Below are 22,894 nucleotides of genomic sequence, written 5' to 3' on the forward strand. Positions count from 1 at the left end.
TACACTCCAGGAGGCTAGTTCGATGTCCTTCAAGCGCACACTTCGCCCCGTTGCCGCCGTTGTCCTCGCCGCGCTCGTGCTCTCGACCGCCGGTTTCGGACAAACGCGCCGGCATGATCTCTCCGTATCCTACGGCGCCCTCTCGATCGACCAGATGGCCGACATCCTCCAGGACGTGGTGACCATCGTCCTCACGCTCGGCTCGTTCAACAAGACCGACGCCAAGTATACGGGTGTGCCCTTCCTGACCTACCATTACTCGGCCAACTCCCGCTTCGGGTTCGGTTTCGCGGTCGGCGGCTACAACGTCTCGGGCACCCTGCAGTCGGGCGGAACCGACCAGGGGACGTTCAAGGAGCGGAACGCCATCGGGGCCGTCGAACTCGACTACCGCTGGATCATGCGTCCCGGCTTCCAGCTCTACTCCGGGGCCGGCTTCGGGCTCCGGTACCGGCACGGGACTTATCAGGCCGCCGATTCGGACACCGTCAACAAGTTCCTGCCGACGTTCCACATCAACGCCATCGGCCTGCGCTTCGGCCGGGCCGTCGGCGTCTTCTTCGAGCTCGGCGCCGGCTACAAGGGCGTCCTTTCGGCCGGGATCAACGGCCAGTTCTGAAGTCCCCGGCGGCCGGCCGGAACCTTGCCGCCGCGCGGTTCCTGGCGTAGCATAGCGTCACGGGAGGTGCGGCATGAGATGCAGGGTCTGCGGCAAGGATTACCCGTCGCTCTATCACTTCAAGACGGCCGACGTCTGCCTGAGCTGCTACGAGGGCATGGGCGAGGATGAGCGGGCGAAGGCGGCCCAGCCGAAGGAGATCTTCCAGCGGACGACGACGGCCTTCACCATCGACGGCTATCGCATCGTCAAGTCGTTCGGCGTCGTCCGGGGGATCACCGTCCGGTCCAGGTCGGTCTTCGGGACGATCGGGGCCTCGCTCCAGACGATCGTCGGCGGCAACATCACCCTCTTCTCCGAGCTCTGCGAGGAGACCCGGGCCGAGGCCTTCGAGATGATGGTCAACCACGCCGTCGAGCGCGGCGCCAACGCCGTCATCGGCGTGCGCTACGACGCGACCGAGATCATCCAGGGCGCGACCGAGGTCCTGTGCTACGGCACGGCCGTGCTCGTCGAGCCGGCCGGATGAGCCGGGCGGAGCCGGGGCCGGCCCGCGAGCGCGGCGGCAGCCCGGCCGCCGATTGTCTGAGGGGAACGTCTATCGTATAATCGGCCACGGTCCCGAGAAAGCCGGCGCCCGGGTGGCGGAACTGGCAGACGCACGACACTTAAAATGTCGCGGCCGCAAGGCCTTGCGGGTTCGATTCCCGCCCTGGGCATTCCCCTTCCCCCTCTTCGGGTCCGGCCGGAAGGAACGATCGGGGCGCAGCCCGACTCCTGATCCGAGGGATCATTTCCTTTCCAGGAACGCCAGGGCCCGCTCCAGGACCGGGTCGCGGCCAGCCAGCAGGTCGCCGATCGTCGGCCTCACCGGGAAGTCCGGGACAAGGCCGCGGTCCCCGGGATAACCGTCGACGGCCATCGTGGTGCGGACGAGCGGCACGGAGACCCGGATGCGGCTGCGGGGCAGGGTCGCCAGGACCAGGCAGGCGGTATTGCCGTAGTAGCCCGCCCCGCCTTCCTCGCCGAAGAACACGGCCTTCTTGTAGAAATGGAAGGCCGAGACCGCTTCGCCGGCGGCCGAACGGCTGCCTCCGTCGATAAGGATGGCCACCCGCCCGGCGAAATGCGGCGATCGGGGCATCTGGAGCCCGCGGTTCGGATGACCCACGACGTCGAACCGTCCGGCCGCGTTCTTCCGCAGGGGCCGGGCCAGCTCGGCGACGCTCTCCACGGTCTCGCTGGTAAAGCGAAAAAGATCGTAGCGATCCTTTTTGGCCTCCATGGCCCAATAATAGAGGAACGGCCGGTCGGCGACGTGGGCGAAGAGCATCTTGCCGTATTCGTCGAACCCGCCGCCGTTCCCGCGGAGGTCGATGACGAGGCCCGGGGTATTCTTCTCTTCGAGCGAGCGGAACGTTTCCGCCAGGAAGGCCGGGAACCCGGGCCGGGACTTGTCCTGGTCGTCGCCGAGGGCCCGGATGGTCAGGACGGCCGTCGAGCCCCGGAAGGACAGCTCATAATTCGGCCGGCGCCCGGCAGTCGCGGGATACCGTTCGCCCGGGATCCGGGCGATGTCCCCCGCCGTGATCCCCGGCACCGCGACCTCCCCGGTCTCCCCGGAGGTGCGGGAGCGGAGGCGGGCCCGGAAAGCCTCCGGCATTCCGAACCGGACGGCATAGAGCAGGCCGAAGGCGGCCGGATCCTCGAGCCGGCGGAGCTTGGCGGTCCTGATCCCGGCGTCGGCCGGGACGAGCGGCAGGAGGGCCTCGATGATCTCCCGCATGGGCCGGCCGTCGATCGCCAGGACTTCGGCGCCCTCGCCGACGCTCCGATCGCCGCTCAGGTTCCTGAGGATATGAACGCGGTCGCCGAGAATGCGGAGGGCGAACGGGAAATGAACGGGCTTGGCGTCTAAATAGGCCGCGGCCCCCTCGGACAGGGCGAGACGCGTATGGCCGTCCTGGATCGCCGCGATCAGGGGAAGGAGCCGGCCGTAGAGATCGATCTCCGTCAGCGGCCCGGTCAGGCCGCTCTTGACGGCCTCGAAGCTCTTCTCGAGCTCCGCGACCGGCGCGTACCTGTCCAACCCTCCATGGCCTTCCTCCAGGATGTCCCAGAGGACCGAGAGATCGGCCTTGAGGGCCTCGACGGGGAGCGTTCCCTGGGGATCGAAAGGGCCAGCCGGGGCTCCGATCTGACCGACGGCCGCCGGGGCGACAAGGACGGCCGCGGTCAATAGGACGAGGGCCGAAATCCCCGGCTTTCTACCCGTCCGCCGCATATCCCTAGTTTATCGCTTGCTCCCGGACACGTCCATCGAAGCCCTCGGCCCCCGAAGACCGAGTTCGGGGAGTACCGCGTGATCCTCGAGATCGACAGCCGTCATCTCCCCCGCCCCTCGTTCCAGACGATATCGCCACGGTCGAGCGACCAGTCGTTGCCGAACCAGCCGATGGCCCGGACGCCGTCCGTCCCGGAACGGAGCGCCTCGGCCGAGAAGAGCATCAGGTCGGGGAAGCCGGCGCCGCTGACGAAATATTGAACGGGCGAGGCGGCCACCCAGCCGGCGCTCCCGGTCCAGGCGACGGCGCCCACCGAGGCGACGTCACTCCCGGGGCGCGGCCGGACGAAGTAGGCCGCGTGGTCGGCTCCGTTGAAACGCTTCTGCCCGATCCGCGCCCACCCGCTCCGGACCTCGATCGGCGAGCCCGTCAGAAGCTTCCGCCAGGCGGCATTGGTGTCGGCGTTGCCGTAGAGGATGACGCTCCGGTCCTTGAATTTGGCCGGGTCGAAGGCCGTGTCCGGCAGGATCTCGATGCCGGCGTTGCCGCGGACCCAAAACGTCTCGGCGTCGTAGCGGGCCTTGGTGAAGGCCCGGAAGTCCTCGGCATCGTCGCCCCGCGTGCCGTAGACGAAGACGAAGCCGTGGCGGAACGCGTCTTTGAAGCCGCCCGAGCGCTGAGGGCCTTTGAGCGCCGGCGCGGGGCGGTCGATGATCCGCCAACCCTTCTCGCCGCGCTCGAGCCGGAGCCGGAGCGGGTCTATCCCGGTCTCGGACTGGATCTTCGAACCGTCGAGATCGATCGCGGCGATCTCGCCCGACGGCAGGGCCGGAAGATCGATGGCCAGCTGCTCGACATTCTCGGTCGTGCCCTTGAATATCTTGCCGGCCTCGTCCCGCTCGATCGCGACCGTGCTGTACTCGAGCGGCTTCCGCTGGGCCAGGATCTCGACCCAGCGCGACCGTGACGAGATCCCGGGGTTGGCCGTGACTAACTCGACGCGCCGGACCTCGGCGTCCGCCGGCCCGACATGGTCCTTCAGGAATTCGAAGAGCGGCGGCCAGTCGACGCACTCGCTCCCCCACCAGTGCCCCGCGCCCGGCCGCTCGTAATAGGCGAAATCCGGGTGGAACCCGCCCAGGAGCTGGCGCATGAAGCGGGCCTGGTCCACGGGCACGTTGTCGTCCTGGTCGCCATGAAGCACGTAGATGCCGTAATGAAGGAAGTTCCGGGCCAGGTTCGCCGTCTCGCTGGGATTGTTCGCCCGCAGGAGCATCCGCTCGACCGGCGATGGGTCCTTGTAGGCCATCCCGCCGCCGTACGAGGTGAAGCTCGTCCAGCCCGCGCTCGGGGCGATGGCCGCCCAGAGGCCGGGCACGGTCGCGCCGACCTGCCAGGCGCCGTGGCCGCCCATCGAATGCCCCGTCAGATAGGTCCGGGCGGGGTCGGTCCCGAAGAGCCGCTCCGCCTCGGCCCGGACCTCGAGCACGTCAAGCCGGCCCCAATCCTCCCAGTCGAAGCCGTAGGGGCGGCGGTTGGTCGCGGCCGCGATCCAGGCCCAGTCCTTCGGCTTATAGGCCCGGGCCTGGCCGCCGGCCTCGACGCTCGCCCCGTGGAGCGAAACCACGAGAGCGGGCTTCCGCCCGTCCGGCGTCCTGGCGCCTTTGACCATCGGCGCCACGCCGAAGTACTGGACGCTGCCGTCGATGTCGCTGATGAAAGTCCGATTGTGGTGGGCCGTGGCCGCGACCGCGTTGAGCTCGAGCGGGAGAACGGGCGTTTCGAGCGCCCTGCGGCCCGCCTTCGCCCGGGCCAGGACCTCGATCCTGACCGGCCCTTCGGACGCCGGCGCGTCGACGGCCAGCGGCACGGCCAGCTTCTGGGTGAAGAACGGGGCGACGGTCACGCCCAGGGGCGTCCGGATCTCCCGGCCGCCGACCCGGAGAAGGATCTCGACCCGCTCCAGTCTCACGGCCGTGGCGTTGACCAGGCGCAGCCCCGCCCAGACCGGGCCTTTCTCCCCGACGACGAGGTCCGGCAAGGTCATGTCCTTGTCGGTGAAGGAGACCTCCGCCGGCGGCTCATAGAGGCGGCCTTTGAAGCGGCCGCGCTCGCCCCGGAAGAGAAGCACGTTCCGCCCCCTGACCAGGCGAACGGGATGGCGCAGGTAGTCGGCGCCGTATTTTTCGCCGCCGCGGAGCTCCCCGTTGATCCAGGCGACATAGAATCCGGTCGCGTCGAGGATCATCGTCCTGGCCTCGTCGGCATCGACGGCCATGAACAGGTAGCCGCCCGTGAGCGCCTTGTCCTCGATCCAGCCGTCCCTGTTCGCCTCGACGGGAGCCCAAGCCTGGTCCTCGCCCTTGGAGTTCTTTCCGACAACGAGACCCTGGCGCGGCGCCACTATCGCGCCAGTCGCCATCTGCCAGGCCAGCAGGTCCGAAGCGACGGCCGAACGCCCATAGAAGCCGATGAGCCCGACGGCCAGCCCCTTCGTCAGGGCCAGCTCGGCCGCGCCGGCCGCGAGCCGCAGGGCGGGCGGCGCGCCGGCCGGCGGATTCGGGGTTCCGCCGGACCGCGCGAAAACTGCGACAAGAGAGATCATGACGACCGGAAATGAGGCGGTCCGGGCCGTTCGGCATCTCATGAGCGCTCTCCTCCGTATTTGATCGGGGCAAATTCGAACGGCCGCATGATAGCCGCTTTTGCTCCGGAGCGTCAACGCCGGGAACCCGGCAGCCGGTCGGGACGATCCGGGGCCGCGGAGCCGGGGGACTCGTTCCGCCGGGGAGCCGTCCGTCAGCGATACCTCTGCTTGTTCCGCTTGATCTCCTTGAGCCGGACGGCGAAGTCGCGGCCAGCCGCCTTTTCGCGCTGCCGGCGGGTCTTCTCGTCCTTCTTGAGCTCGAGGAAGCGCAGCTCGCGGCGGAGCTTGAGGTAACTCTCCCGGCGCGCCGGGTCGAGGGCGCCGTCCTCGACGGCGGCCCTCACGGCGCAGCCCGGCTCCCCCCCGTGGCCGCAATCGGGGAAGCGGCAGCGGGCGGCCAGGCGCTCGATCTCGTCGAAGGTCCGGTCGAGCCCGTCGTCGTCCGCCCAGAGCCCGAGTTCGCGCAGGCCCGGCGTATCTACGAGCAGGGCCCCGCCGGGAAACCGGACGAGCTCGCGGCAGGTCGTCGTGTGCCGGCCTCGCCCCTCCCGGGCGTCGCTGACCTCGCCGGTGGCGAACCGTTCCTCGCCGAGGAGGCGATTGATGATCGTCGATTTGCCCACGCCGGAGGAGCCGAGCAGGGCCACCGTCTTCCCCGGCTCGAGGTAAGGCGCCAGAGGGTCGAGCCCGCCGGCGGCCCGGGCGCTGACCGTCGCCACCGGCACGCCCGGGGCGACGGCGGCCGCCGCGGCCGCGGCCTCGGCCAGGTCCTCCGGGCGGAGGTCGGCCTTGTTGAGCACCAGGACCGGCGCGGCGCCGCTCGACCAGGCCGTGGTCACGTAGCGTTCGATGCGCCGGATGTTGAAATCGCCGTCCAGCCCGCTGACGAGGAAGACAGTATCCACGTTGGCCGCGACGACCTGGGCCTCGACGGCCTCCCCCGCAGCCTTGCGGATGAAGGCGCTCCGGCGCGCGAGCAGGGCCTCGATGAGGGCCCGGCCGCCCTCGACCTGCCGCAGGACGGCCCAATCGCCCACGGCCGGGTAGTCCGCCGCTCCCGCGGCCTTGCGCCGGAACCGGCCCGAGACCCCGGTCTCGAGCTCGCCGCCGGCCGCGGCGGCCGTCCACAAGCCGCGTTGCTGCCGGATGACCCGCCCGGGGACGAGGCCGCGCCCGGCGAACGGCGCGAACAGGTTTTCGAGGCCGGCCGACCAGCCATAATCCATCATCTCCATCATCGTCGGAAACTCCCTGTCAAATGACGCCTGGGGTCGGCGCCGCGGATGCGCGCCGGCCCTTCCCGCCCGCCGGGCCGCGGGCCCGGTCAACGTCCCGGGACCGGTCCTACGGGACGACCTTGTAGACCTTGTCGCCTTCCCGGACGTGCTCCTTGACCTTCAGGCCGGCCGAGATGCCCTTCGCGACCTCGGGGACCTGCAGGTGCTCCTGCTGGAGCGAATCCACGGTCTGGGTGAAGTCGCTCGTGTGCCCCTTGATGCGGATGGTCTCCCCGACCTTCAGGTTGCCGGCCGTGACCTCGATCACGGCCACGCCGATCTTCGGGAAATAGTGGGTGATGTGCCCGATCTCTTCGTCCGCCATGGTCCCTCCTCCCCGTCCTCCCGGCGCTCCCGCCCGGGCGGAATGATACCCCCGAACGGCGGGACCGTCAATCGGCCCGCGGGGGGCCTATTTCAGGAACGAGTAGTCCCGGCCGTACCGCAGCATCTGCTCGACGTAGCCCTCGGTGAGATCGATCTTGACGTCGACGATCCGGCCGCTCTCGACGACCGGCGTGTAGACCGGGTTGACGAACCCGGCGTAGGGGGCCAGGTGGAGCCTGGCGTAGCGCTCCAGCACTTCCTTGTGGAGCTCGGGGTCGACCTGGACGCCGTAGCCCTCGATCAGGGCCTTGGCCGCATCATAGTCGCCCTCGCTCGTGATCCGCTGGATCTCGGCCAGGAGCCGGCCGTAGAGGGCCCGCAGCTTCTGGTAGTCGTTGATGACGAAGAAGGTCTTGCCGTCCCTGGCCACCCGCTCGATGACGTTCTCGGGCCGGCCCTGCTCGTAGACCCAGTGGGCGATCAGGGCCCGGTCGCGCATGTGAGCCTCCTCGACCGTTTTGCCGGGCTGGATGCGGACCAGCTGGGTCATCAGGCCGTTGCGGACGTCGAGGTCGTACTCGGCCATGGCCGCTTCCTTGTCGGGCAGGAGGCCGAGCTCGATCATCTTGTCGTCCATGATGTAGTAGAGCCCGAACAGGTCGGCCCGGGCCTCCTCGATGGCCGAGTGATAGTTCTTGAGCGACTCCGACCCGACGCCGGGCATGAGCTGGCCCGAGCCGTGGCCGAGGACCTCGTGGAGGTCGGTGTGGATGTTGCCGGCCAGGGCGCCGTACTTCCGGGCCCGCTCGAGGAGCTCGGGGGTATAGGTGAACTCCGGCCCGAAAGGCGACTTGAGCGAGGACTGGTCGTAGGCGTAGGTGAAGTTCTCGATGGTCACGGACTTGGAGCCGTAGTCCCTGCGGATCCAGTTGGCGTTCGGCAGGTTGATGCCGATGGGCGTCGAGGGATAGCAGTCGCCGCCGATCATGGCCGCGGTGATGACCTTGGCCGAGACGCCCTTGACCTCCTTCTTCCTGTACTTGGGATCGACCGGCGAGTGGTCCTCGAACCACTGGGCGTTGGCCGAGATCGTGTCGGCCCGCTTGGTCGCGGCCAGGTCCTTGAAGTCCACGACGGACTCCCAGGTGGCCTTCATGCCCAGCGGGTCGTTGTAGACCTCGATGAAGCCGTTGACGAAATCGACGAGCGAGGCCAGGTCCTTGACCCAGAGGATGTTGTATTCGTCGAAGCGGGCCAGGTCTCCCGACCTGTAGTAGGCCACCAGGGCGGCGATGGCCTTCTTCTGGGCCTCGTTCTCAGCCACGGCGGACGCCTTCTCGAGCCAAGAGACGATCTCGGCGATGGCCGGCCCGTAGAGGCCGTTGAGCGAGTAGACCTCCTCGACGACCCGGCCGTCCTTCTTGACCAGCCGGGAATTCAGGCCGTAGGAGACGGGGGTCGGGTCTTTCGGGTCGACGATCCCCCGGTAGTACTGTTCCACCTCGGCCTGGCTGACGCCGTCATAGAAGTTGACCGCGGAGCTTCGGACCAGGTCCCTGGTCGAATCCAGGGAGACCTTCTTGGCGTCCACGGCCGGGTCGAAGAGGATGGGCTTCAGGAAGGCCAGGAAGTCGTCGATCGACTGGCCCGGGGCGAGCGGCAAGGCCTCGCCCTCGGCGCCCTTGACCAGCGCGGCGAAGTAGTCGGCGTCGAAGCCGGGCACGAACTTGTCGTTCGAGTAGTGGTGGTGGATGCCGTTGGAGAACCAGACCCGCTTGACGTAGGTCATGAACTCGGCCCAGCGGGGGTCGTTCCGGTCGCCCTTGTAGCCCCGGACGACGGCGTCGAGGGTGCGGCGGATGATCAGGTTGTGCTTGTAGTTCTGGTCGAAGATGATGTCCCGGCCGCAGAGGGCGGCCTGGCTGAGATAATAGACGAGCTCCTTCTGGGCCGGCGCCAGGGCCTCGAAGCCCGGCACCTGGTAGCGGAGGATGCGCAGGTCGGCGAACTGGTCGATCTGCCACTGGAACTCGGCGGCGGCCGCCGGGGCGGGCGCCGGGGTCTCCGGCCCCTTCTTCCTGCAGCCCCCGGCCAGGCTGATCAGCCCGAGGCAGAGAACGGCCAGGAGCGAGCTCTTGATGTTCGTATTCATGCGGCTGGACCTCCCACGGGATATCACGGGGTATGATAGCCGAATGTCGAAGAAGCGGTCAACCGGAAGAAATCCCGGGCGCCGCCGTCCAAAGTGAGGCTGTGAATTCTAGGTGGAGGTATCCATGAAGAAGCACGTTTGGACAGTCGTTCTCGTCTTCGCCCTGATCGTCGGCCTGCGGGCCCAGGGCCCGCCGCCGCAGCAGCAGATGAAGCTCGAGGACGTGCAGAAGGCGCTGAGTCTGGTCGACAAGCCCCAACCCGCGCCGGCCAAGTTCAAGGCCGGCCTGGAGGCCATCACCGCCAAGGACTCGATCGCGATGCTGAGCTACATCGCGTCCGACCTCCTGGAAGGCCGCGAGACGGCGACCCGGGGCTACGCCCTGGCCGCGGAGTACGCCGCGTCCCTCTTCAAGATGTGGGGCGTCAAGCCGGCCGGCGACATGCCCATGATGCAAATGAGCTCCCGCATGGGCGGCCCCCAGGGCGGCGGCGCCCCGCAGGCTCCCCGGGAGAGGACCTATTTCCAGGAATTCGCCCTCAAGGAGACCACGGACTCCCAGTCGGACATCACCATCGAGGTCGCCAAGGGCGGCGCCCTGAAGACCCGCGCCTTCCATGGCGGGCAAGACTATCAGGGCGGGATGGGCGGCATGGGCGGCGGCACCGAAGGCACGCTGACCGCGCCCGTTGTCTTTGTCGGCTATGGCATCACGGAGCCGTCCGTCGGCTTCGACGAGCTCAAGGGCCTGAACCTCAAGGGCAAGATCGTCCTCGTGCTCAGCGACGCGCCGGGCCGGGACGATCCCAAGTCCCCCCTTCAGTCGAAGAAGGAGCTCAAGGACAAGTATTTTCCGGCCATGCCCCAGGGCGGCGACATGATGGCCATGATGATGCGGGGCGGTCCCCAGCGGTTCAACAAGCTCACGGAGATCCAGAAGCTCGGGCCGGCAGCCATCATCCAGGTCTCGAGCGCCGGCAACGATGCCGCCATCTTCAACGCTCTCTCCATGGTCCGCAAGCCCAGTGATGATCGCGCGATCGTCAACAAGCCCCGCCGGCGGCTTTCGCTGGCCAGCGACATGGGCGCCGCGGAGATGGGCCGGTTCGGCCCCTCGGCCACCCAGATCACCCGGGAGATGGCCAACTTCCTCCTCGAGGGAACCGGCCAGACGGTCGATGAGCTCAAGAAGAAGATCGATTCGACCAACAAGTCTGCCTCGATGGACATCCCCGGTGCCAAGATGACGATCGCCACGACGGCCAAGGTCGCCCTGGTCCGGGGCACCAACGTCCTGGGCATCATCGAGGGCTCGGACCCCAAGCTCAAGGATGAGTACTTCGTCGTCGGCGCCCACTACGACCACAACGGCATGTGGGGCGACTACATCTATAACGGCGCGGACGACAACGGCTCCGGCTCGGTCGGCGTCCTGAACATCGCCAAGGCCATCGCCGCCAGCCCGGTCAAGCCCAAGCGGTCCATCATCTTCGCCCTGTGGACGGGCGAGGAAGAGGGCCTCCTCGGGTCGCGCTATTACGCCCAGAATCCCATCTTCCCGATCGCCAAGACCGTCGGCTATCTGAACTACGACATGATCAGCCGGCCCTACGACGCCGAGACCCTGGCCCGCTCCGCGCGGATGTACACCCAGGCCGGCGCCGAGGCCGAAGCCCTGGTCAAGAAGATCCGCGCCCCCTGGTTCGTCAGCGTCAACCTGACCGAGGGCACGCCCTTCGCTGACATCGCCCGGGAGATGAACCAGTACGTCGGGCTCGACCTGGCCTTCCGCTTCAACGCCCCCGGCGTCGGCAGCGGCGGGTCCGACCACGCCTCGTTCGCGGCGGTCAAGGTCCCCTTCGTCTATTACATGGCGGCCATGACGGCCGATTACCACCAGCCGAGCGACAGCGTCGAGAAGGTCAGCGGCGACCTCATCGCCAAGATCAGCCAGCACGGCTTCCTGACCGTTTACGCGTTCGCCGACAGATAAGGATCCCTTCGCGCGGGGGGCGGGCCGCCCGGCCTGCCCCCCGCTTCATCATCCCTCCCCCCGTCCTATCCCCGCCCCGCCGCCGCGAAAAAAGCCGGAGCCCGCGCCCGGTCCGCGTGACGGGGCTTGCGGGAACTTCCGGAAATAAATTAGAATGGGCCCAAGGGCCATCATCAAGCCCATGAATAAACTTCGTGTCGCGCTCATCTACAACGCCTTTACGGACGCCCAGCCCGACGAGAAGGCCGATACCGGCAGTCTCCATTATCTGCGCCAGATGATCCGGGGCATCGCCCGCGGCCTGCGCCGCCGCCGCCACCTGGTCACGGTCGTGCCGCTGGCCGGCGACCTGGCCGTCCTCCAGCGGCGTCTCGACCGCATCCGTCCGGACGTCGTCTTCAACCAGTATGACGACGTCGTGCACGGCGCCCTCTACGAGATGCGCGTGGCCGCCTTCATCCGCATGCTCGGCTATCCCCTGACGGGGTCGCCCGCGCTGGCCCTCGGGCTGAGCCGGGACAAGTACATGTCCCTGAGCCTGCTGAAGGGCGCCGGGCTGCCCATCCCGCCCTCGACGGTCCTGATCGAGCGGCTGCGCGACGTCGACGAGCACAAGTGGACGTTCCCCCTCATCGTCCACGCCGCCCAGGAGCACGCCGGCATCGGCCTCGACCGCAACTCCGTCGTCGAGACCAAGACGGCCCTGCGCGATAAGGCCAGGGAGATCCTGCGGACCTACCGGCAGCCGGCCCTCGTTCAGCACTTCCTCAAGGGCCGGGAGTTCAACGTCGGCGTCGTCGGGGGCCGGACCCTGCGGGCCATGCCGCTGGCCGAGGTCGACTACTCGCGCCTGCCGCACTCCATCCCGCCGATCATGTCCTACGCCGCCAAATGGGTCGCGACCTCGGTCGAGTACAAGCGGACCTCCGTCATCTGCCCGGCTAGGGTGGATCCGGAGCTGGCCGCCCTGATCAGCCGGACGGCCATCAAGGCCTTCCGCGCGGTCGGCGGCTGGGGCTACGGCCGCGTCGATATCCGTCTCGGCGAGAACGGCGAGCCGGTCATCCTGGAGGTCAACTGCAATCCCTGCCTCGACAGCGGCATGGGCCTGGCCCGGTCGGCGGAGCGGGCCGGCCTGGCCTATCCCGACCTCCTGCAGGCGATCGTCAAGGCCGCCTTCGAGGGCCCGCCGTACGACATGCACCTGCCCATCTTCAAGGCGGCGGGGACCGGCGCGGCGCGGGGCCGCTGAACCGGCTCGCGGGACGGCCTGCCGCTCAGCCCGTCAGACGGCCGGTATAGGCGTAATCGAGGGCCAGGGCGATGACCAGCGAGACGACGTCCATCATCCGCTGCCCCTCCGCGCCCGGCCGGTAGCTCAGGCCGAGGGCGCCGGCCCGGACCTCGAGCTTGCGCAGCAGCGATTCGGCCTCGGCCGGGGTCAGCACGGACCAGTGGACCACCCGTTCGACCAGGCGGTCGTGGAACCGCCTGAACAGGGCGGCGGCGGGCCTCAGGACCTGCCCCCGCGAGGCGGGGAACGCGTCCCGGAGGCTGTCGTCGACGTAGCCGCGGGCGTCCCGGCGGAAGCGCTCGGCCTTCTTGCCGTAGTGTTCGGCCAGCGTCAGGTTCATGCGGTCGGCGGCCCTGAGGTGCCGGCCCCGGCGGCTCTCCGGGGCGGCGCCGCGGATCTCCTCCATGAGCCGGTCGACATAGAGGAGCTTGCGGATGACGGGCCAGTTCCGGTAGCGCTTCCGCCAGCCGGAGCGCGGCGTCAGCCAGACGGCGAAGGTCTCGGCGAAGTCCTCGTCCGGGTGCTTCTGGGCGTAGGTCCGGCCATAGGGGTAGGCGGCGACGTGGCGGACGTAATTGCGGCTGGCCCGGTCCGGACGGAACGCGTCCCGGTAGGGCCTGGTGAACGGCCCGAAGATCTCCGCCCAGCTCGGCCGTCGCCAGAGGCGGTAGGCGTAATTGACGGCGTGGCCGGCCTCGTGGCGCAGGAGCATCATGATCGTCCTGGGGTCTTCGATGTCCCCGGCCTGCTCCTTCTCGAGGCGGGTCAGCCGGGGGTCGGCCAGGTAGAACGGAACGCCGATGACGGGGGTCCGGTCCGGGCAGCCCCAGCTGTCCGTCAGGTAGACCTCGGGCTTGAACCGCAGCTTCTTGGCCTCCATCTCCCGGCGCAGCCGGCCGACAAAGCGCTCCAGGGGGGAGCCTTCGATGGCCAAAGGGAGGTCCGAGACGCGGGTCTTCAGGAGCTCGAAGCGGACCGTCTCCCAGCTCTGGACCAGCGCCCGGATGGTTTTGCCGCTCATGACAGAAGGTGAAAATAGGTCAACGGGGAGGGCTTGTCAAGACGCCAGGGGCCGGGCGGCCCTCCCCGGGAGGGGCGGCCTTGAGGGGCCGGCCGCCTTATGGTAAAATAGTTTTTCGATCGGATCAACCAATCAGAAAGACGTTGCGGAAGGATATTCCGGACCGAGAGCCGCCTCCCCTCGCGGAGGCCGGCCCGGCGCCGGGCTTTGCCCCCCACCCGTCGGATAAGGAAATAACATGCGTTTTACGGAACTCGACCTCGATCCCAGGCTCCAACAGGCCGTCGCCGACCGCGGCTACGTCAACCTGACCGCCGTCCAGGAACTGACCCTGGCCAGGTCCCTCCAGGGCCAGGATGTGGCCGTCCAGTCCCAGACCGGGACCGGCAAGACGGCCGCCTTCCTGATCACCCTCTTCGCCCACATGCTGAAGCATCGCAAGGCCTCCCGCCGGAAGGCGCTCATCATCGTCCCGACGCGCGAGCTGGCCGTCCAGATCCAGGGCGAAGCGCTGCTCCTCAACCGGGCCCTCGGGCTCGAGATCGGCTGCTTCTACGGCGGCGTCGGCTACGCGGCCCAGCTGGCCCAGATCAAGGCCGGCCCGGACCTCATCATCGGCACGCCGGGCCGGCTGCTCGACCTGGCCGAGCGCAAGCGCCTGGATTTCAAGGAGTGCGGCTTCCTGGTCATCGACGAGGCCGACCGCCTCTTCGACATGGGCTTCCTACCCGACCTGCGGGACCTCGTCCGGCAGATGCCGGACCGGACGCGCAGGCAGAGCATGCTCTTCAGCGCCACCCTGAACAAGCTGTCCCGGCGGGTGGCCGAGGCCTACCTCAACGACCCGGCTTTCATCGAGGTCACGCCCGACCAGATGACCGTGGACACGATCTCCCAGGAGCTCTACCGGGTCGGCAGCCACATCAAGCTCAATCTCCTGCTCGGCCTGCTGCAGCAGCGGGCGCCCCGGAACGTCCTGATCTTCACCAACATGAAGCACACGGCCTTCCTGGTCGCGAAGCAGCTCCAGGCCAACGGCTACAAGGCCAAATTCCTCAACGGCGACCTGCCGCAGAGCGAGCGCCTCAAGATCATCGAGGACTTCATGGCCGACCGCTTCCCCATCCTGGTGGCCACGGACGTGGCCTCGCGCGGCCTGCACATCGACGACCTCGAGATGGTGGTCAACTACGACATCCCCCAGGACATCGAGAACTACGTCCACCGCATCGGCCGGACGGCCCGGGCCGGCGCGACCGGCCTGGCCATCACCCTGGCCAGCGAGAAGACGGCCGACCAGCTCGAGGCCATCGAGAAGTTCATCGGCCAGAAGATCCCGGAGATCCCCGTGACGAGCGGCATGTTCGCGCGGGACATGAGCCTCGAGCGCCTGGCCGGCCAGGACCTGGAGCGGCGCCCGCCTTCGAGACGGCGGGGGCACGGACGGTCCGGCGGCCGCGCCGGCCGGACGGGCGGGCGGCCCCGCTCCTCGCATTGACAGGCCGCGGACGGCCGCATAGAATGGGCGCCTGACCCGGGAGGGCCCGGGGATCCCGACGCCGAGGTCGTCCGATGGAAAAGAAGCCGTTGCCCGAGCTGGACCGGATCTGCGCCGCCTTCGATTGTCCGGGGACCTGGGTCTCGTCCTGCGCCATCCCCTCCGGCCACATCAACGACACGTATTGCTCCGAGTTCGATGAGCGAGGCCGGCGGGTCAAGTACGTCAACCAGAGGATCAACCATCACGTCTTCCGGGAGCCCGAGCGGCTCATGGAGAACATCGAGCGGGTGACCGGCTTTGCCCGCGAGCAGATCCTGGCCGCCGGGGGTGACCCCGACCGGCGGACGCTGACCATCGTCCCGGCCCGCGACGGGAGATCCTTCCACCGGACGCCGGAGGGCGACTACTGGCGGATGTTCCGCTTCATCGACGGCGCCCGGACCTATGACCGGGTCGAGGACATCCGCCATGTCTACGCGGCCGCCCAGGCCTTCGGCCGCTTCCAGAAGATGCTGGCCCGCCTGCCGGGCGAGCGGCTCCACGAGACCATCCCCGATTTCCACCATACCCGCAAGCGCTACGAGGCCTTCCTGGCCTCCGTCGGGCGCGACGAGGCCGGCCGGGCGGCGGCGGTCCGGCCCGAGATCGATTTCGTCCTGGCCCGGGAGAAAGACGCCGGCGTGGTCGTCGACGGGCTCGGCTCGGGGCGCATCCCCGAGCGGGTCACGCACAACGACACCAAGTTCAACAACGTCATGATCGACGACCGGACCGGCGAAGGCATCTGCGTCATCGACCTGGACACGGTCATGCCCGGCTCGGTCCTCTATGATTTCGGCGACTCGGTCCGGCTCGGCGCGGCCACGGCCGCGGAGGACGAGCGTGATCTGGGCCGGGTCGGCTTCGACCTCGGGATGTTCGACCGTCTGGCCGCGGGCTACCTCGACGCGGCCCGGGACTTCCTGGCGCCCGCCGAGGCGGAGCTGCTGGCCTTCTCGGCCAAGCTCCTGACCCTCGAGTGCGGCATCCGCTTCCTGACCGACCACCTCCAGGGCGACGTCTACTTCAAGATCAGCCGCGAGGATCACAACCTCGACCGGGCCCGGACCCAGTTCAAGATGGTCGCCGAGATGGAGAGCCGGATGGGGGCGATGGAGTCGGTCGTCAGGAAATACCTCTGACCCGCCGGGGCCGGTCCCGGACAGCCGGGGCGCGGCCGCCCGCTCAGCGCAGGCGAACCGTCATGCCCAGCTTTTCGAGCGATTTGACGGCCGTCTCCAGCTTCTGGTTCTTGACGAAGAAGTGATCGGTCGTGTAGGCGGAGACAGTGAAGATATTGACCCCGGCCTCGGCCAGGGCCCCGGAGACCGCGGCGAAGAAGCCGACCAGGCTCAGGGGCAGGACCATGTCAAAGGTGATCATGCGCCAATCGCCCTCGAACCCCAGGAACTTCTGCGAGCCGAGCTTGGACTCGTCGATGATGCAGGTCGTCTCCCGGTCGTCCTTGATGACCGCGAACGAGTTGACCAGGGCCCGCTTCGACTTGACGATGGCGTAGGTGCCGGGCGCGACCACGGCCCGGCCGTTCTTGAAGTACTTGCGCAGCTCGCTGCGTTTCATGGCTTACCCCCCCTTGCGCGCCTTCGTCCTGGCGCGGGCCCTCTCCCGCGCCCAGCCGGTCTTCTCCACCTGGCGGGCCCTGGCGATGGCCAGGGCCCCGGCGGGCACGTCCTCGGTGATGGTCGAGCCGGCGGCCACGTAAGCGCCCCGCCCGACCGTGACCGGGGCCACGAGCTCCGTGCCCGAGCCGATGAAGGCCCCGGCTTCGATCCGGGTGGGGTTCTTCCGCACTCCGTCGTAGTTGCAGGTGATCGTCCCGGCGCCGACGTTGACCCCTTCCCCGACCTTGCTGTCGCCCAGGTAGCTCAGGTGCTGGGCCTTTGAGCCGGGCCCGAAGTCGGTGTTCTTCATCTCGACGAAATTGCCCACCTTGGCGCCGGCCCGGACGCGCGTCCCCGGCCGGAAGCGGGAGAACGGCCCGACCTGGGCGTCGTGCTCCAGGACGGCGTCCTCCATGACCGTGGAGCTCAGGACCCGGACCCGGTCGCCGAGGACGGACGACATGATGTGGACGTGCGGGCCGATGCGAACGTCGGCCCCGATCCTCGTCTTCCCCTCGACGACGACGAAAGGCTGGACGACGGTCCGCGGGCCGATCCGAACGTCCCATTCGATCCAGGCGGACGCGGCGTCGAGGAAGACGACCCCCCGGCGGGCCAGGTCTTCGTTCTTGCGCCGTCTCAGCTCGGCCGCGGCCAGGCCGGCCCCGGCGGCGTCGCCGGCGGACCGGACCTCGGCCGGGTCCGGGCATTCGGTGAAGCCGATCTTCCGCCCGGCCAGGGCCAGGCGCCGCGCCAGGGCCTCGAACCCGGCCGGACCGGCGGCCTGCGGGAGGGTCTTAAGGAACGGGAAGACGTCGGCCGATCGGATCGCCACGACCCCGGCCAGCCCTTCCGCCGCGCTCAGGAACGTCAGGGACCAGCCCCTGGCCCGATGGGCGCGGAGGAGCGACTTCAGGGTCCGTTCCCGGAGCAGAGGCAGGGCGGCCGGAACGGCGAGGATGTCGCAGTCCGGATACCGCTCGAGGATCGGGCGCGCCGCCCGCAGGGCCGCCAGCGCGGCCGGCCGCGCCGCGCCCCCGGCGGCCCCGCCGGGCAGGACGAAGACGGGCCGCCGCGTCCCGAGGCCGGCCGCGAGGCCCGGCCAATCGTCCCGGCCCGGCCGTTCCGGGCCGGCGAGGATCAGGACTGCGTCGGGGTCGAGGCGGACGGCGGCCTCGAGAGCGAAGGCGCCGAGCGGCCGCCCCAGGACCGGCTGGAAGACCGTTCGCTCTCCCCCCCAGAAAAGAACGACGGTGGAGCGTTTCATGGGACTTTGGTGATCAGCTTGAACTTCTTGTCTTCCCAGAGCCGCTCGAAATCGGTCTCGTTCTGGGCCAGGACCGCGAAATTCTTGTCCTTCTGGATGGCCTTCTTGAGCATCTCGAGCGACTCGTCGGTCAGGCCCATCAGGCAGGAGGCGTCGGCTTGCAGGTAATAGACGAGCCCCTCGCGCTCCTTGAATTCGAGGGCCTTATCGAGGGCCTTGAGGGCCGCCCCGTAGTCCTTCTGGTTGATCTTGGCCACGGCCAGATGGTAGAAATCGTCGAAGCCCTTGGGCGAAACGGCCTCTTTCTTCGGCCTTTTCTGGGCGATGGAAAGGTAAGCCCGGGCCCGGTCGATGATCTCCTTTTCGGCGGGGAATTTCTCGATGAAGTCCTTGAACCCGGCGACCGCCTTGTCGAGATCGCCTTTCTGGAAGTCCTTGACGGCCAGGCCGAAGGCCGCGAGGGCTTTCTGGTATTCGTCCTTTTTCGATCGTTGTTCGCGCACGGCAGTTCCTCTCGAGTGGAGTCGAAGTGCGCTTATTTTACACGACTTGCCGCCTTTTGACAACAGCCCGCCCGCGGCCCGGGCCCGGGGGCCGGCCGTTTCAGAGCGGCCGGTAGGAGAAATCCCGGAATTCGGCTTCGGCCGCCCCGCGGCCGCAGGCGAAGAAGGCCGGGCGGAGGCTGCGGAAGCCCCCCAGGAGGTTGGTCTGGCGGGGCGAGACGTCAACCGCGTCCTCGATCCGCTTCCAGGCTTTGCCGTCCGGCCCGAAATACAGCCCGACCGTCTGGTCGTCGCAGACGATCTTGAAATGGACGGACCCGCCGCCGGGGAGACCGGCCATCTTTTCGCGGCGATCGACGCCGAAGGCGTAGACGCCGTCCGGCCCCAGGCCGCAGCCGTAATAGAAGCCCCGGCCGTAATAGAGCATCAGTCCCCGGAAGCCGGGCCCTCCGGCCGCGATCTCGGCCGTGATCTCGTAGCGGTCGTGATGGGCCTGGAGGAGCAGCGGAGCGGACTCTTCCGGCGTGTCGCCGCGGGGCTTCATCCTCAGGACGGCCCCGGAGAAGGCGTAGCGGGCCGGGTCGAACGATCCGGCGGCCTGGAAACGGTGATCCCGGTAGAGCGTCTCGAGATCGCCCCGCAGGTCGATGGTCGAGCCGACGTTCTCGCCCCGGGGCATCGGGATGGGCCGCGAGGGATCGACGCCCTCCCTGAGGCGGGGCCAGCCGTCCGCCGTCCATTCGACGGGCTCGAGGAGCGTCATCCGGCCGCGCGTGCGGCGGTTGTTCCTGGCCGCGTGATAGACGACGTACCAGTCGCCGTCCGGCGTGTCGACGAAGCTGGCGTGGCCCTTGGACCACCAGGCTTCGGCCGACGAGAACGTGCGGATCAGGGGAGAGAAGGGCGAGTTCCGCCACGGGCCGAAGACCGATCTCGACCGGGCGACGACGGCCATGTGGCCGGTGGCCGGGCCCGACGTTCCGCCCTCAGCCGAGACGAGATAGAAATATTCGCCGCGCTTGAAAAGCTTGGGCGATTCGAGGCAGAAGCATTCGACCAGCCAGTCTTCCGGATACGTCCAGCCGTCATAGACCTTGCGGGCCTCCCCCACCGTCGAGAGCCCGTCGGGAGCCAGGCGGATCATGTAGCCGTCGGAAAAATAGAGATAGCGGTGGCCGTCCTCGCCGACGATATGCCCCGGATCGATGTTCCCGATCTTCAGGTCCACCGGGGCCGACCATGGCCCCGCCGGCGAGGCGGCCGTCACGACGCAGTTCGAACGGGTCGTCTGGTTGGGATAGTAGATGTAGTAGCGGTCGCCGTACTTGACGAGCTCGGGAGCCCAGATCTCTCCTTCTCCCCCGGTCAGGGCGACGCCGATGGCCCTCCAGTTCACCAGGTCCCGGGAGTGCCAGACGACCAGCCCGGGCTTGTTGTCATGGGGCGTGTGGGTCATGTAGTAATCCGCCCCGTCGCGCAGCACGGTCGGATCGGGATAGTCGCCGGGAAAAACCGGGTTCAGGTAAAAGCCGTTGCCGAGGTCGCCGAACGAGCCCGGCGGGACCGTCCCCGGCCCGGCGGCTTTCGACGGCGGGTCCGCGGGACGGCAGGACGCGGCCAGGAAGACGATCAAACCGGGAAGCAGGAGCCTGATTCGGGAGCCCATGGGGGGATGTTATCAGCGGGTCCGCGGCCAAGTCAAACCGCCCCGGGTCGCCGGGCCGGCGGACAGGGGCAAAAGGCGGGCCGATGTGGTAGAATGGCCAGGATGAAGAAGCGGCTGGCGGAGATCCTGGAGAAGGTCCGGACGGGCCGCCTGACCCCCGCTCAAGCCCTCGAGAAGCTCGAGGGTTTCCCCTATTGCGACCTCGATTTCGCCAAGGTGGACCACCATCGCGAGGTGGCCAAGGGGACCCCGGAGATCGTCTTCGGCCTGGGCAAGACCCCGGCCCAGATCGCCTGCATCGCCCGGGAAATCCTGGCCAAAGGGTCGAACCTCCTGGTCACGCGCGTCGAGCCCGCCGCCTGGGCCAAGGTCCGGGCCAAGCTGCCCGGCGCCGTTTACAGCGAGACGGCCCGGACGATCACCCGGATCCAATCCCGGCCGCCCGCCGGCCAGGGCACGATCGTAGTGCTGACGGCCGGGACCTCGGACATCCCCGTCGCCGAAGAGGCGGCCGTGACCGCGGAGACGCTGGGCAACGACGTCGAGCGCATCTACGACGTGGGCGTGGCCGGGCTGCACCGCCTGCTCGGCCAGTACGAGCGGCTGCGGCGGGCCCGGGTCCTCATCGCCGTGGCCGGCATGGAGGGGGCCCTGCCGAGCGTGGCCGCCGGCCTGGTCAAGGCGCCGGTCATCGCCGTGCCCACCAGCGTCGGCTACGGGGCCAGCTTCCGGGGCCTGGCCGCCCTGCTGGCGATGCTCAACGCCTGCCCGGGCGGAGTGGCCGTGGTCAACATCGACAACGGCTTCGGGGCCGGCTTCATGGCCAGCCAGATCAACCATTTATAGCGCAGAGAAACGGACGGCATCGTCCTGGGAAATAGCCCGTCGGGTGCCTTGACAAGGCGCGGTGCCGCCCCTATATTCTATGAGAAAGTCCGGGCCAGATATCATTCATGGAGATCATTGACCAGGTCAGGCAGGCCTCGTCCATCGTCGAGATCGCCTCTCAGTACACGACCCTGAAGCGGCGGGGCCGTAAATGGGTCGGGCTCTGCCCCTTCCATACCGAAAAGACCCCCTCCTTCACGATCGACGAGGACAAGCAGCTCTATCACTGCTTCGGCTGCGGCGTCGGCGGCGACATCTTCTCCCTGCTCATGGAACGGGAGAACATGACCTTCCCCGAGGCCCTCAAGAGCCTGGCCGAGCGCTACCACGTCCCGCTGCCGGCCCAGCAGCGGGTCCGGCCCGAGGTCCTGAAGCTCGAGGAGAAGCTGTTCAAGATCAACGAGCTGGCCCTCGGCTATTTCCGCAAGAACCTGGCCGGCACCGCGGAAGGCCGCAAGGGCCTCGAATACCTGAAGAAGCGCGGCCTCTCGGACGAGACCATACAGACGCTCAAGATCGGCTATGCCCTGAACGCCTGGACGGCGCTCATCGATTTCTTCAAGTCCCAGGACGTCCCCGTCCCGCTCCTCGAGAAGGGCGGCCTGGCCCTGCCGGGCTCGCGGCCGGGCGAGTTCCGCGACCGCTTCCGCGGCCGGGTCATCTTCCCCATCTTCAGCCTGACCGGCCGCGTCGTCGCCTTCGGCGGCCGGACCGTCTTCGACGCCGAGCCGAAGTATCTCAACTCCCCGGAGACGCCCCTCTATTCCAAGGGCAAGCTCCTTTACGGGCTGAACTTCACCAAGGACGCCATCCGCCAGGAAGGGACGGCCATCCTGGTCGAGGGCTACACCGATCTCTCGTCCCTCTACCAGGCCGGCGTCACCAACGTCGTCGCTTCGCTCGGCACGGCCCTGACGCCGTGGCAGGTCGGGCAGGCCCTGCGCTTCGCCCCGCGTCTCGTGGTCAGCTACGACGGCGACAGCGCCGGCCGGACGGCCGCGGCCCGGGCGGTCCCGCTCGGCCTCGAAAAGGGCCTGAACGTCGACGTCCTCGTCCTGCCCGACGACCTGGATCCCGACGCCTTCATCCGCCGGCACGGCCGCGACCGCTACCTGGCCCTGATGAAGAAGGCCGCCCCCGGCCTCGACTTCCTGGTCGACTCGCTCGTGGCCGGGGTCCGCATGGACATCCCCGAGGAGAAGGGCAAGGTCGTCCGGACCGTCGTCCGGGAGATCGAGAAGGCCCCCGACCCGGTCGCCCGGGGAGAGTACCTGCGCCGGGCCAGCGCCAAGCTCGGCGTCGCCGAGGACCTGCTCCGCAACATCATCGAGCGGAAGGCCCCGGACAAGAAGGCGGAGGAGCCGGGCCTCTTCTGCCCGGCCGAGAAGCGGCTGTTCCAGATCCTCATGAGCGCCCCGGCCCTCGCCACTGACGTCTTCGCCGAGTGCAGCGAGGAAATGTTCCAGGGCCTGCGGAGCGAGCCGGTCTTCCATTACTTCCTGGAGTGCTTCCGGAACAACGAGGCCTGGAGCTTCCCCGGGCTCCAGGGCCGCGTGCCGCCGGCCCTGCTGTCGCAGCTGGCCCAGGCCCTGTTCGAGAAGTCGGCCGGGGGATCTGCCGAGGAGGCCCAGGAGTGCCTGCGCTCCCTGCGCAAGGTCCATCTCCAGAACCGGCTCAAGGACATCCAGCAGAAGATCGCCCGGTCGGAGAGGTCCGGAGAGAAGGAGGAGCTCCTGTCCCTTCTCTACCAGAAGCAAGACGTGACCAAGCAGATCCTGTCGATGACGTGAAGG

The 22,894-nt window shown here is 68.3% G+C and carries 18 protein-coding genes and 1 tRNA gene; 9 read left to right on the plus strand and 10 right to left on the minus strand.

The window, feature by feature from the left end:
- Positions 1–22: 22 nt before the first annotated feature.
- From ABFD52_05840 to ABFD52_05850, 3 genes are all read left to right on the plus strand, one after another.
- On the plus strand, positions 23–619 hold the full coding sequence (locus ABFD52_05840; GenBank protein MEN6560275.1) for a hypothetical protein: 597 nt from the start codon (positions 23–25) through the stop codon (positions 617–619).
- A gap of 157 nt (positions 620–776) precedes the next feature.
- Complete coding sequence (locus ABFD52_05845; GenBank protein ID MEN6560276.1) at positions 777–1,148, plus strand: YbjQ family protein; 372 nt, start codon at positions 777–779, stop codon at positions 1,146–1,148.
- Between the two features lie 106 nt (positions 1,149–1,254).
- Positions 1,255–1,338: transfer RNA gene (locus ABFD52_05850), tRNA-Leu, on the plus strand.
- A 71-nt stretch (positions 1,339–1,409) separates the two neighbouring features.
- Here the strand turns inward: ABFD52_05850 and ABFD52_05855 are convergent.
- From ABFD52_05855 to ABFD52_05875, 5 genes are all read right to left on the minus strand, one after another.
- Positions 1,410–2,858: a S41 family peptidase gene (locus ABFD52_05855; protein MEN6560277.1), complete on the minus strand. Its 1,449-nt coding sequence runs from the start codon at positions 2,856–2,858 to the stop codon at positions 1,410–1,412.
- A gap of 146 nt (positions 2,859–3,004) precedes the next feature.
- Entirely contained in the window at positions 3,005–5,551 is a 2,547-nt protein-coding gene (locus tag ABFD52_05860) for a prolyl oligopeptidase family serine peptidase (GenBank protein ID MEN6560278.1), read from the minus strand.
- 152 nt (positions 5,552–5,703) lie between these two features.
- Positions 5,704–6,789 carry a ribosome small subunit-dependent GTPase A gene (gene rsgA / locus ABFD52_05865; GenBank protein ID MEN6560279.1) on the minus strand — a complete coding sequence of 362 codons (1,086 nt, stop codon included), beginning with the start codon at positions 6,787–6,789 and terminating at the stop codon, positions 5,704–5,706.
- A 106-nt stretch (positions 6,790–6,895) separates the two neighbouring features.
- A complete protein-coding gene (locus tag ABFD52_05870) occupies positions 6,896–7,153 on the minus strand; it encodes a hypothetical protein (GenBank protein ID MEN6560280.1) in 258 nt (85 codons plus the stop codon).
- A gap of 87 nt (positions 7,154–7,240) precedes the next feature.
- Positions 7,241–9,307: a dihydrofolate reductase gene (locus ABFD52_05875; GenBank protein ID MEN6560281.1), complete on the minus strand. Its 2,067-nt coding sequence runs from the start codon at positions 9,305–9,307 to the stop codon at positions 7,241–7,243.
- Between the two features lie 124 nt (positions 9,308–9,431).
- On the opposite strand from ABFD52_05875, the gene ABFD52_05880 reads away from it, so the two are divergent.
- On the plus strand, positions 9,432–11,300 hold the full coding sequence (locus tag ABFD52_05880; protein MEN6560282.1) for a M28 family peptidase: 1,869 nt from the start codon (positions 9,432–9,434) through the stop codon (positions 11,298–11,300).
- A gap of 181 nt (positions 11,301–11,481) precedes the next feature.
- Entirely contained in the window at positions 11,482–12,552 is a 1,071-nt protein-coding gene (locus tag ABFD52_05885) for a hypothetical protein (GenBank protein ID MEN6560283.1), read from the plus strand.
- 25 nt (positions 12,553–12,577) lie between these two features.
- On the opposite strand, the gene ABFD52_05890 is transcribed toward ABFD52_05885, so the two are convergent.
- Positions 12,578–13,615 (minus strand): putative zinc-binding metallopeptidase, encoded by a 1,038-nt coding sequence (locus tag ABFD52_05890; GenBank protein ID MEN6560284.1) that lies wholly within the window; start codon positions 13,613–13,615, stop codon positions 12,578–12,580.
- A 238-nt stretch (positions 13,616–13,853) separates the two neighbouring features.
- Between ABFD52_05890 and ABFD52_05895 the strand changes: the two genes are divergently transcribed.
- Positions 13,854–15,113: a DEAD/DEAH box helicase gene (locus ABFD52_05895; protein MEN6560285.1), complete on the plus strand. Its 1,260-nt coding sequence runs from the start codon at positions 13,854–13,856 to the stop codon at positions 15,111–15,113.
- Between the two features lie 74 nt (positions 15,114–15,187).
- Positions 15,188–16,297 (plus strand): aminoglycoside phosphotransferase family protein, encoded by a 1,110-nt coding sequence (locus ABFD52_05900; protein MEN6560286.1) that lies wholly within the window; start codon positions 15,188–15,190, stop codon positions 16,295–16,297.
- Between the two features lie 43 nt (positions 16,298–16,340).
- On the opposite strand, the gene ABFD52_05905 is transcribed toward ABFD52_05900, so the two are convergent.
- The 4 genes from ABFD52_05905 to ABFD52_05920 all read right to left on the minus strand — a co-directional run bounded on the left by ABFD52_05905 (position 16,341) and on the right by ABFD52_05920 (position 20,213).
- The gene (locus ABFD52_05905) at positions 16,341–16,736 is read right to left on the minus strand and encodes an ACT domain-containing protein (protein MEN6560287.1); all 396 of its coding nucleotides are present in this window, start codon (positions 16,734–16,736) and stop codon (positions 16,341–16,343) included.
- A 3-nt stretch (positions 16,737–16,739) separates the two neighbouring features.
- On the minus strand, positions 16,740–18,044 hold the full coding sequence (locus tag ABFD52_05910) for a DapH/DapD/GlmU-related protein (protein MEN6560288.1): 1,305 nt from the start codon (positions 18,042–18,044) through the stop codon (positions 16,740–16,742).
- Positions 18,041–18,547, minus strand: a complete 507-nt coding sequence (locus tag ABFD52_05915) for a tetratricopeptide repeat protein (GenBank protein MEN6560289.1) — start codon at positions 18,545–18,547, stop codon at positions 18,041–18,043. The genes ABFD52_05910 and ABFD52_05915 overlap by 4 nt, the downstream gene beginning before the upstream one ends.
- A gap of 100 nt (positions 18,548–18,647) precedes the next feature.
- Positions 18,648–20,213 carry a family 43 glycosylhydrolase gene (locus ABFD52_05920; protein ID MEN6560290.1) on the minus strand — a complete coding sequence of 522 codons (1,566 nt, stop codon included), beginning with the start codon at positions 20,211–20,213 and terminating at the stop codon, positions 18,648–18,650.
- A gap of 102 nt (positions 20,214–20,315) precedes the next feature.
- Here ABFD52_05920 and larB point away from each other — a divergent pair, with 102 nt between their 5' ends.
- Positions 20,316–21,059, plus strand: coding sequence for a nickel pincer cofactor biosynthesis protein LarB (gene larB / locus ABFD52_05925; GenBank protein ID MEN6560291.1), 744 nt, complete (start codon positions 20,316–20,318; stop codon positions 21,057–21,059).
- A 107-nt stretch (positions 21,060–21,166) separates the two neighbouring features.
- Entirely contained in the window at positions 21,167–22,891 is a 1,725-nt protein-coding gene (gene dnaG / locus ABFD52_05930) for a DNA primase (GenBank protein MEN6560292.1), read from the plus strand.
- The last annotated feature ends 3 nt before the right edge of the window (positions 22,892–22,894 follow it).

The sequence above is a fragment of the Acidobacteriota bacterium genome (genome assembly GCA_039683095.1).
Taxonomy (GTDB): Bacteria; Acidobacteriota; Aminicenantia; order Aminicenantales; family Saccharicenantaceae; genus RBG-16-66-30.

Coding starts and splice junctions, on each gene's coding strand:
- ABFD52_05840 (MEN6560275.1), top strand. CDS start 23: ATGTCCTTCAAGCGCACACTTCGCCCCGTTGCCGCCGTTGTCCTCGCC.
- ABFD52_05845 (MEN6560276.1), top strand. CDS start 777: ATGGGCGAGGATGAGCGGGCGAAGGCGGCCCAGCCGAAGGAGATCTTC.
- ABFD52_05860 (MEN6560278.1), bottom strand. CDS start 5,551: ATGAGATGCCGAACGGCCCGGACCGCCTCATTTCCGGTCGTCATGATC.
- rsgA (MEN6560279.1), bottom strand. CDS start 6,789: ATGATGGAGATGATGGATTATGGCTGGTCGGCCGGCCTCGAAAACCTG.
- ABFD52_05870 (MEN6560280.1), bottom strand. CDS start 7,153: ATGGCGGACGAAGAGATCGGGCACATCACCCACTATTTCCCGAAGATC.
- ABFD52_05875 (MEN6560281.1), bottom strand. CDS start 9,307: ATGAATACGAACATCAAGAGCTCGCTCCTGGCCGTTCTCTGCCTCGGG.
- ABFD52_05880 (MEN6560282.1), top strand. CDS start 9,432: ATGAAGAAGCACGTTTGGACAGTCGTTCTCGTCTTCGCCCTGATCGTC.
- ABFD52_05885 (MEN6560283.1), top strand. CDS start 11,482: ATGAATAAACTTCGTGTCGCGCTCATCTACAACGCCTTTACGGACGCC.
- ABFD52_05890 (MEN6560284.1), bottom strand. CDS start 13,615: ATGAGCGGCAAAACCATCCGGGCGCTGGTCCAGAGCTGGGAGACGGTC.
- ABFD52_05895 (MEN6560285.1), top strand. CDS start 13,854: ATGCGTTTTACGGAACTCGACCTCGATCCCAGGCTCCAACAGGCCGTC.
- ABFD52_05900 (MEN6560286.1), top strand. CDS start 15,188: ATGGAAAAGAAGCCGTTGCCCGAGCTGGACCGGATCTGCGCCGCCTTC.
- ABFD52_05905 (MEN6560287.1), bottom strand. CDS start 16,736: ATGAAACGCAGCGAGCTGCGCAAGTACTTCAAGAACGGCCGGGCCGTG.
- ABFD52_05910 (MEN6560288.1), bottom strand. CDS start 18,044: ATGAAACGCTCCACCGTCGTTCTTTTCTGGGGGGGAGAGCGAACGGTC.
- ABFD52_05920 (MEN6560290.1), bottom strand. CDS start 20,213: ATGGGCTCCCGAATCAGGCTCCTGCTTCCCGGTTTGATCGTCTTCCTG.
- larB (MEN6560291.1), top strand. CDS start 20,316: ATGAAGAAGCGGCTGGCGGAGATCCTGGAGAAGGTCCGGACGGGCCGC.
- dnaG (MEN6560292.1), top strand. CDS start 21,167: ATGGAGATCATTGACCAGGTCAGGCAGGCCTCGTCCATCGTCGAGATC.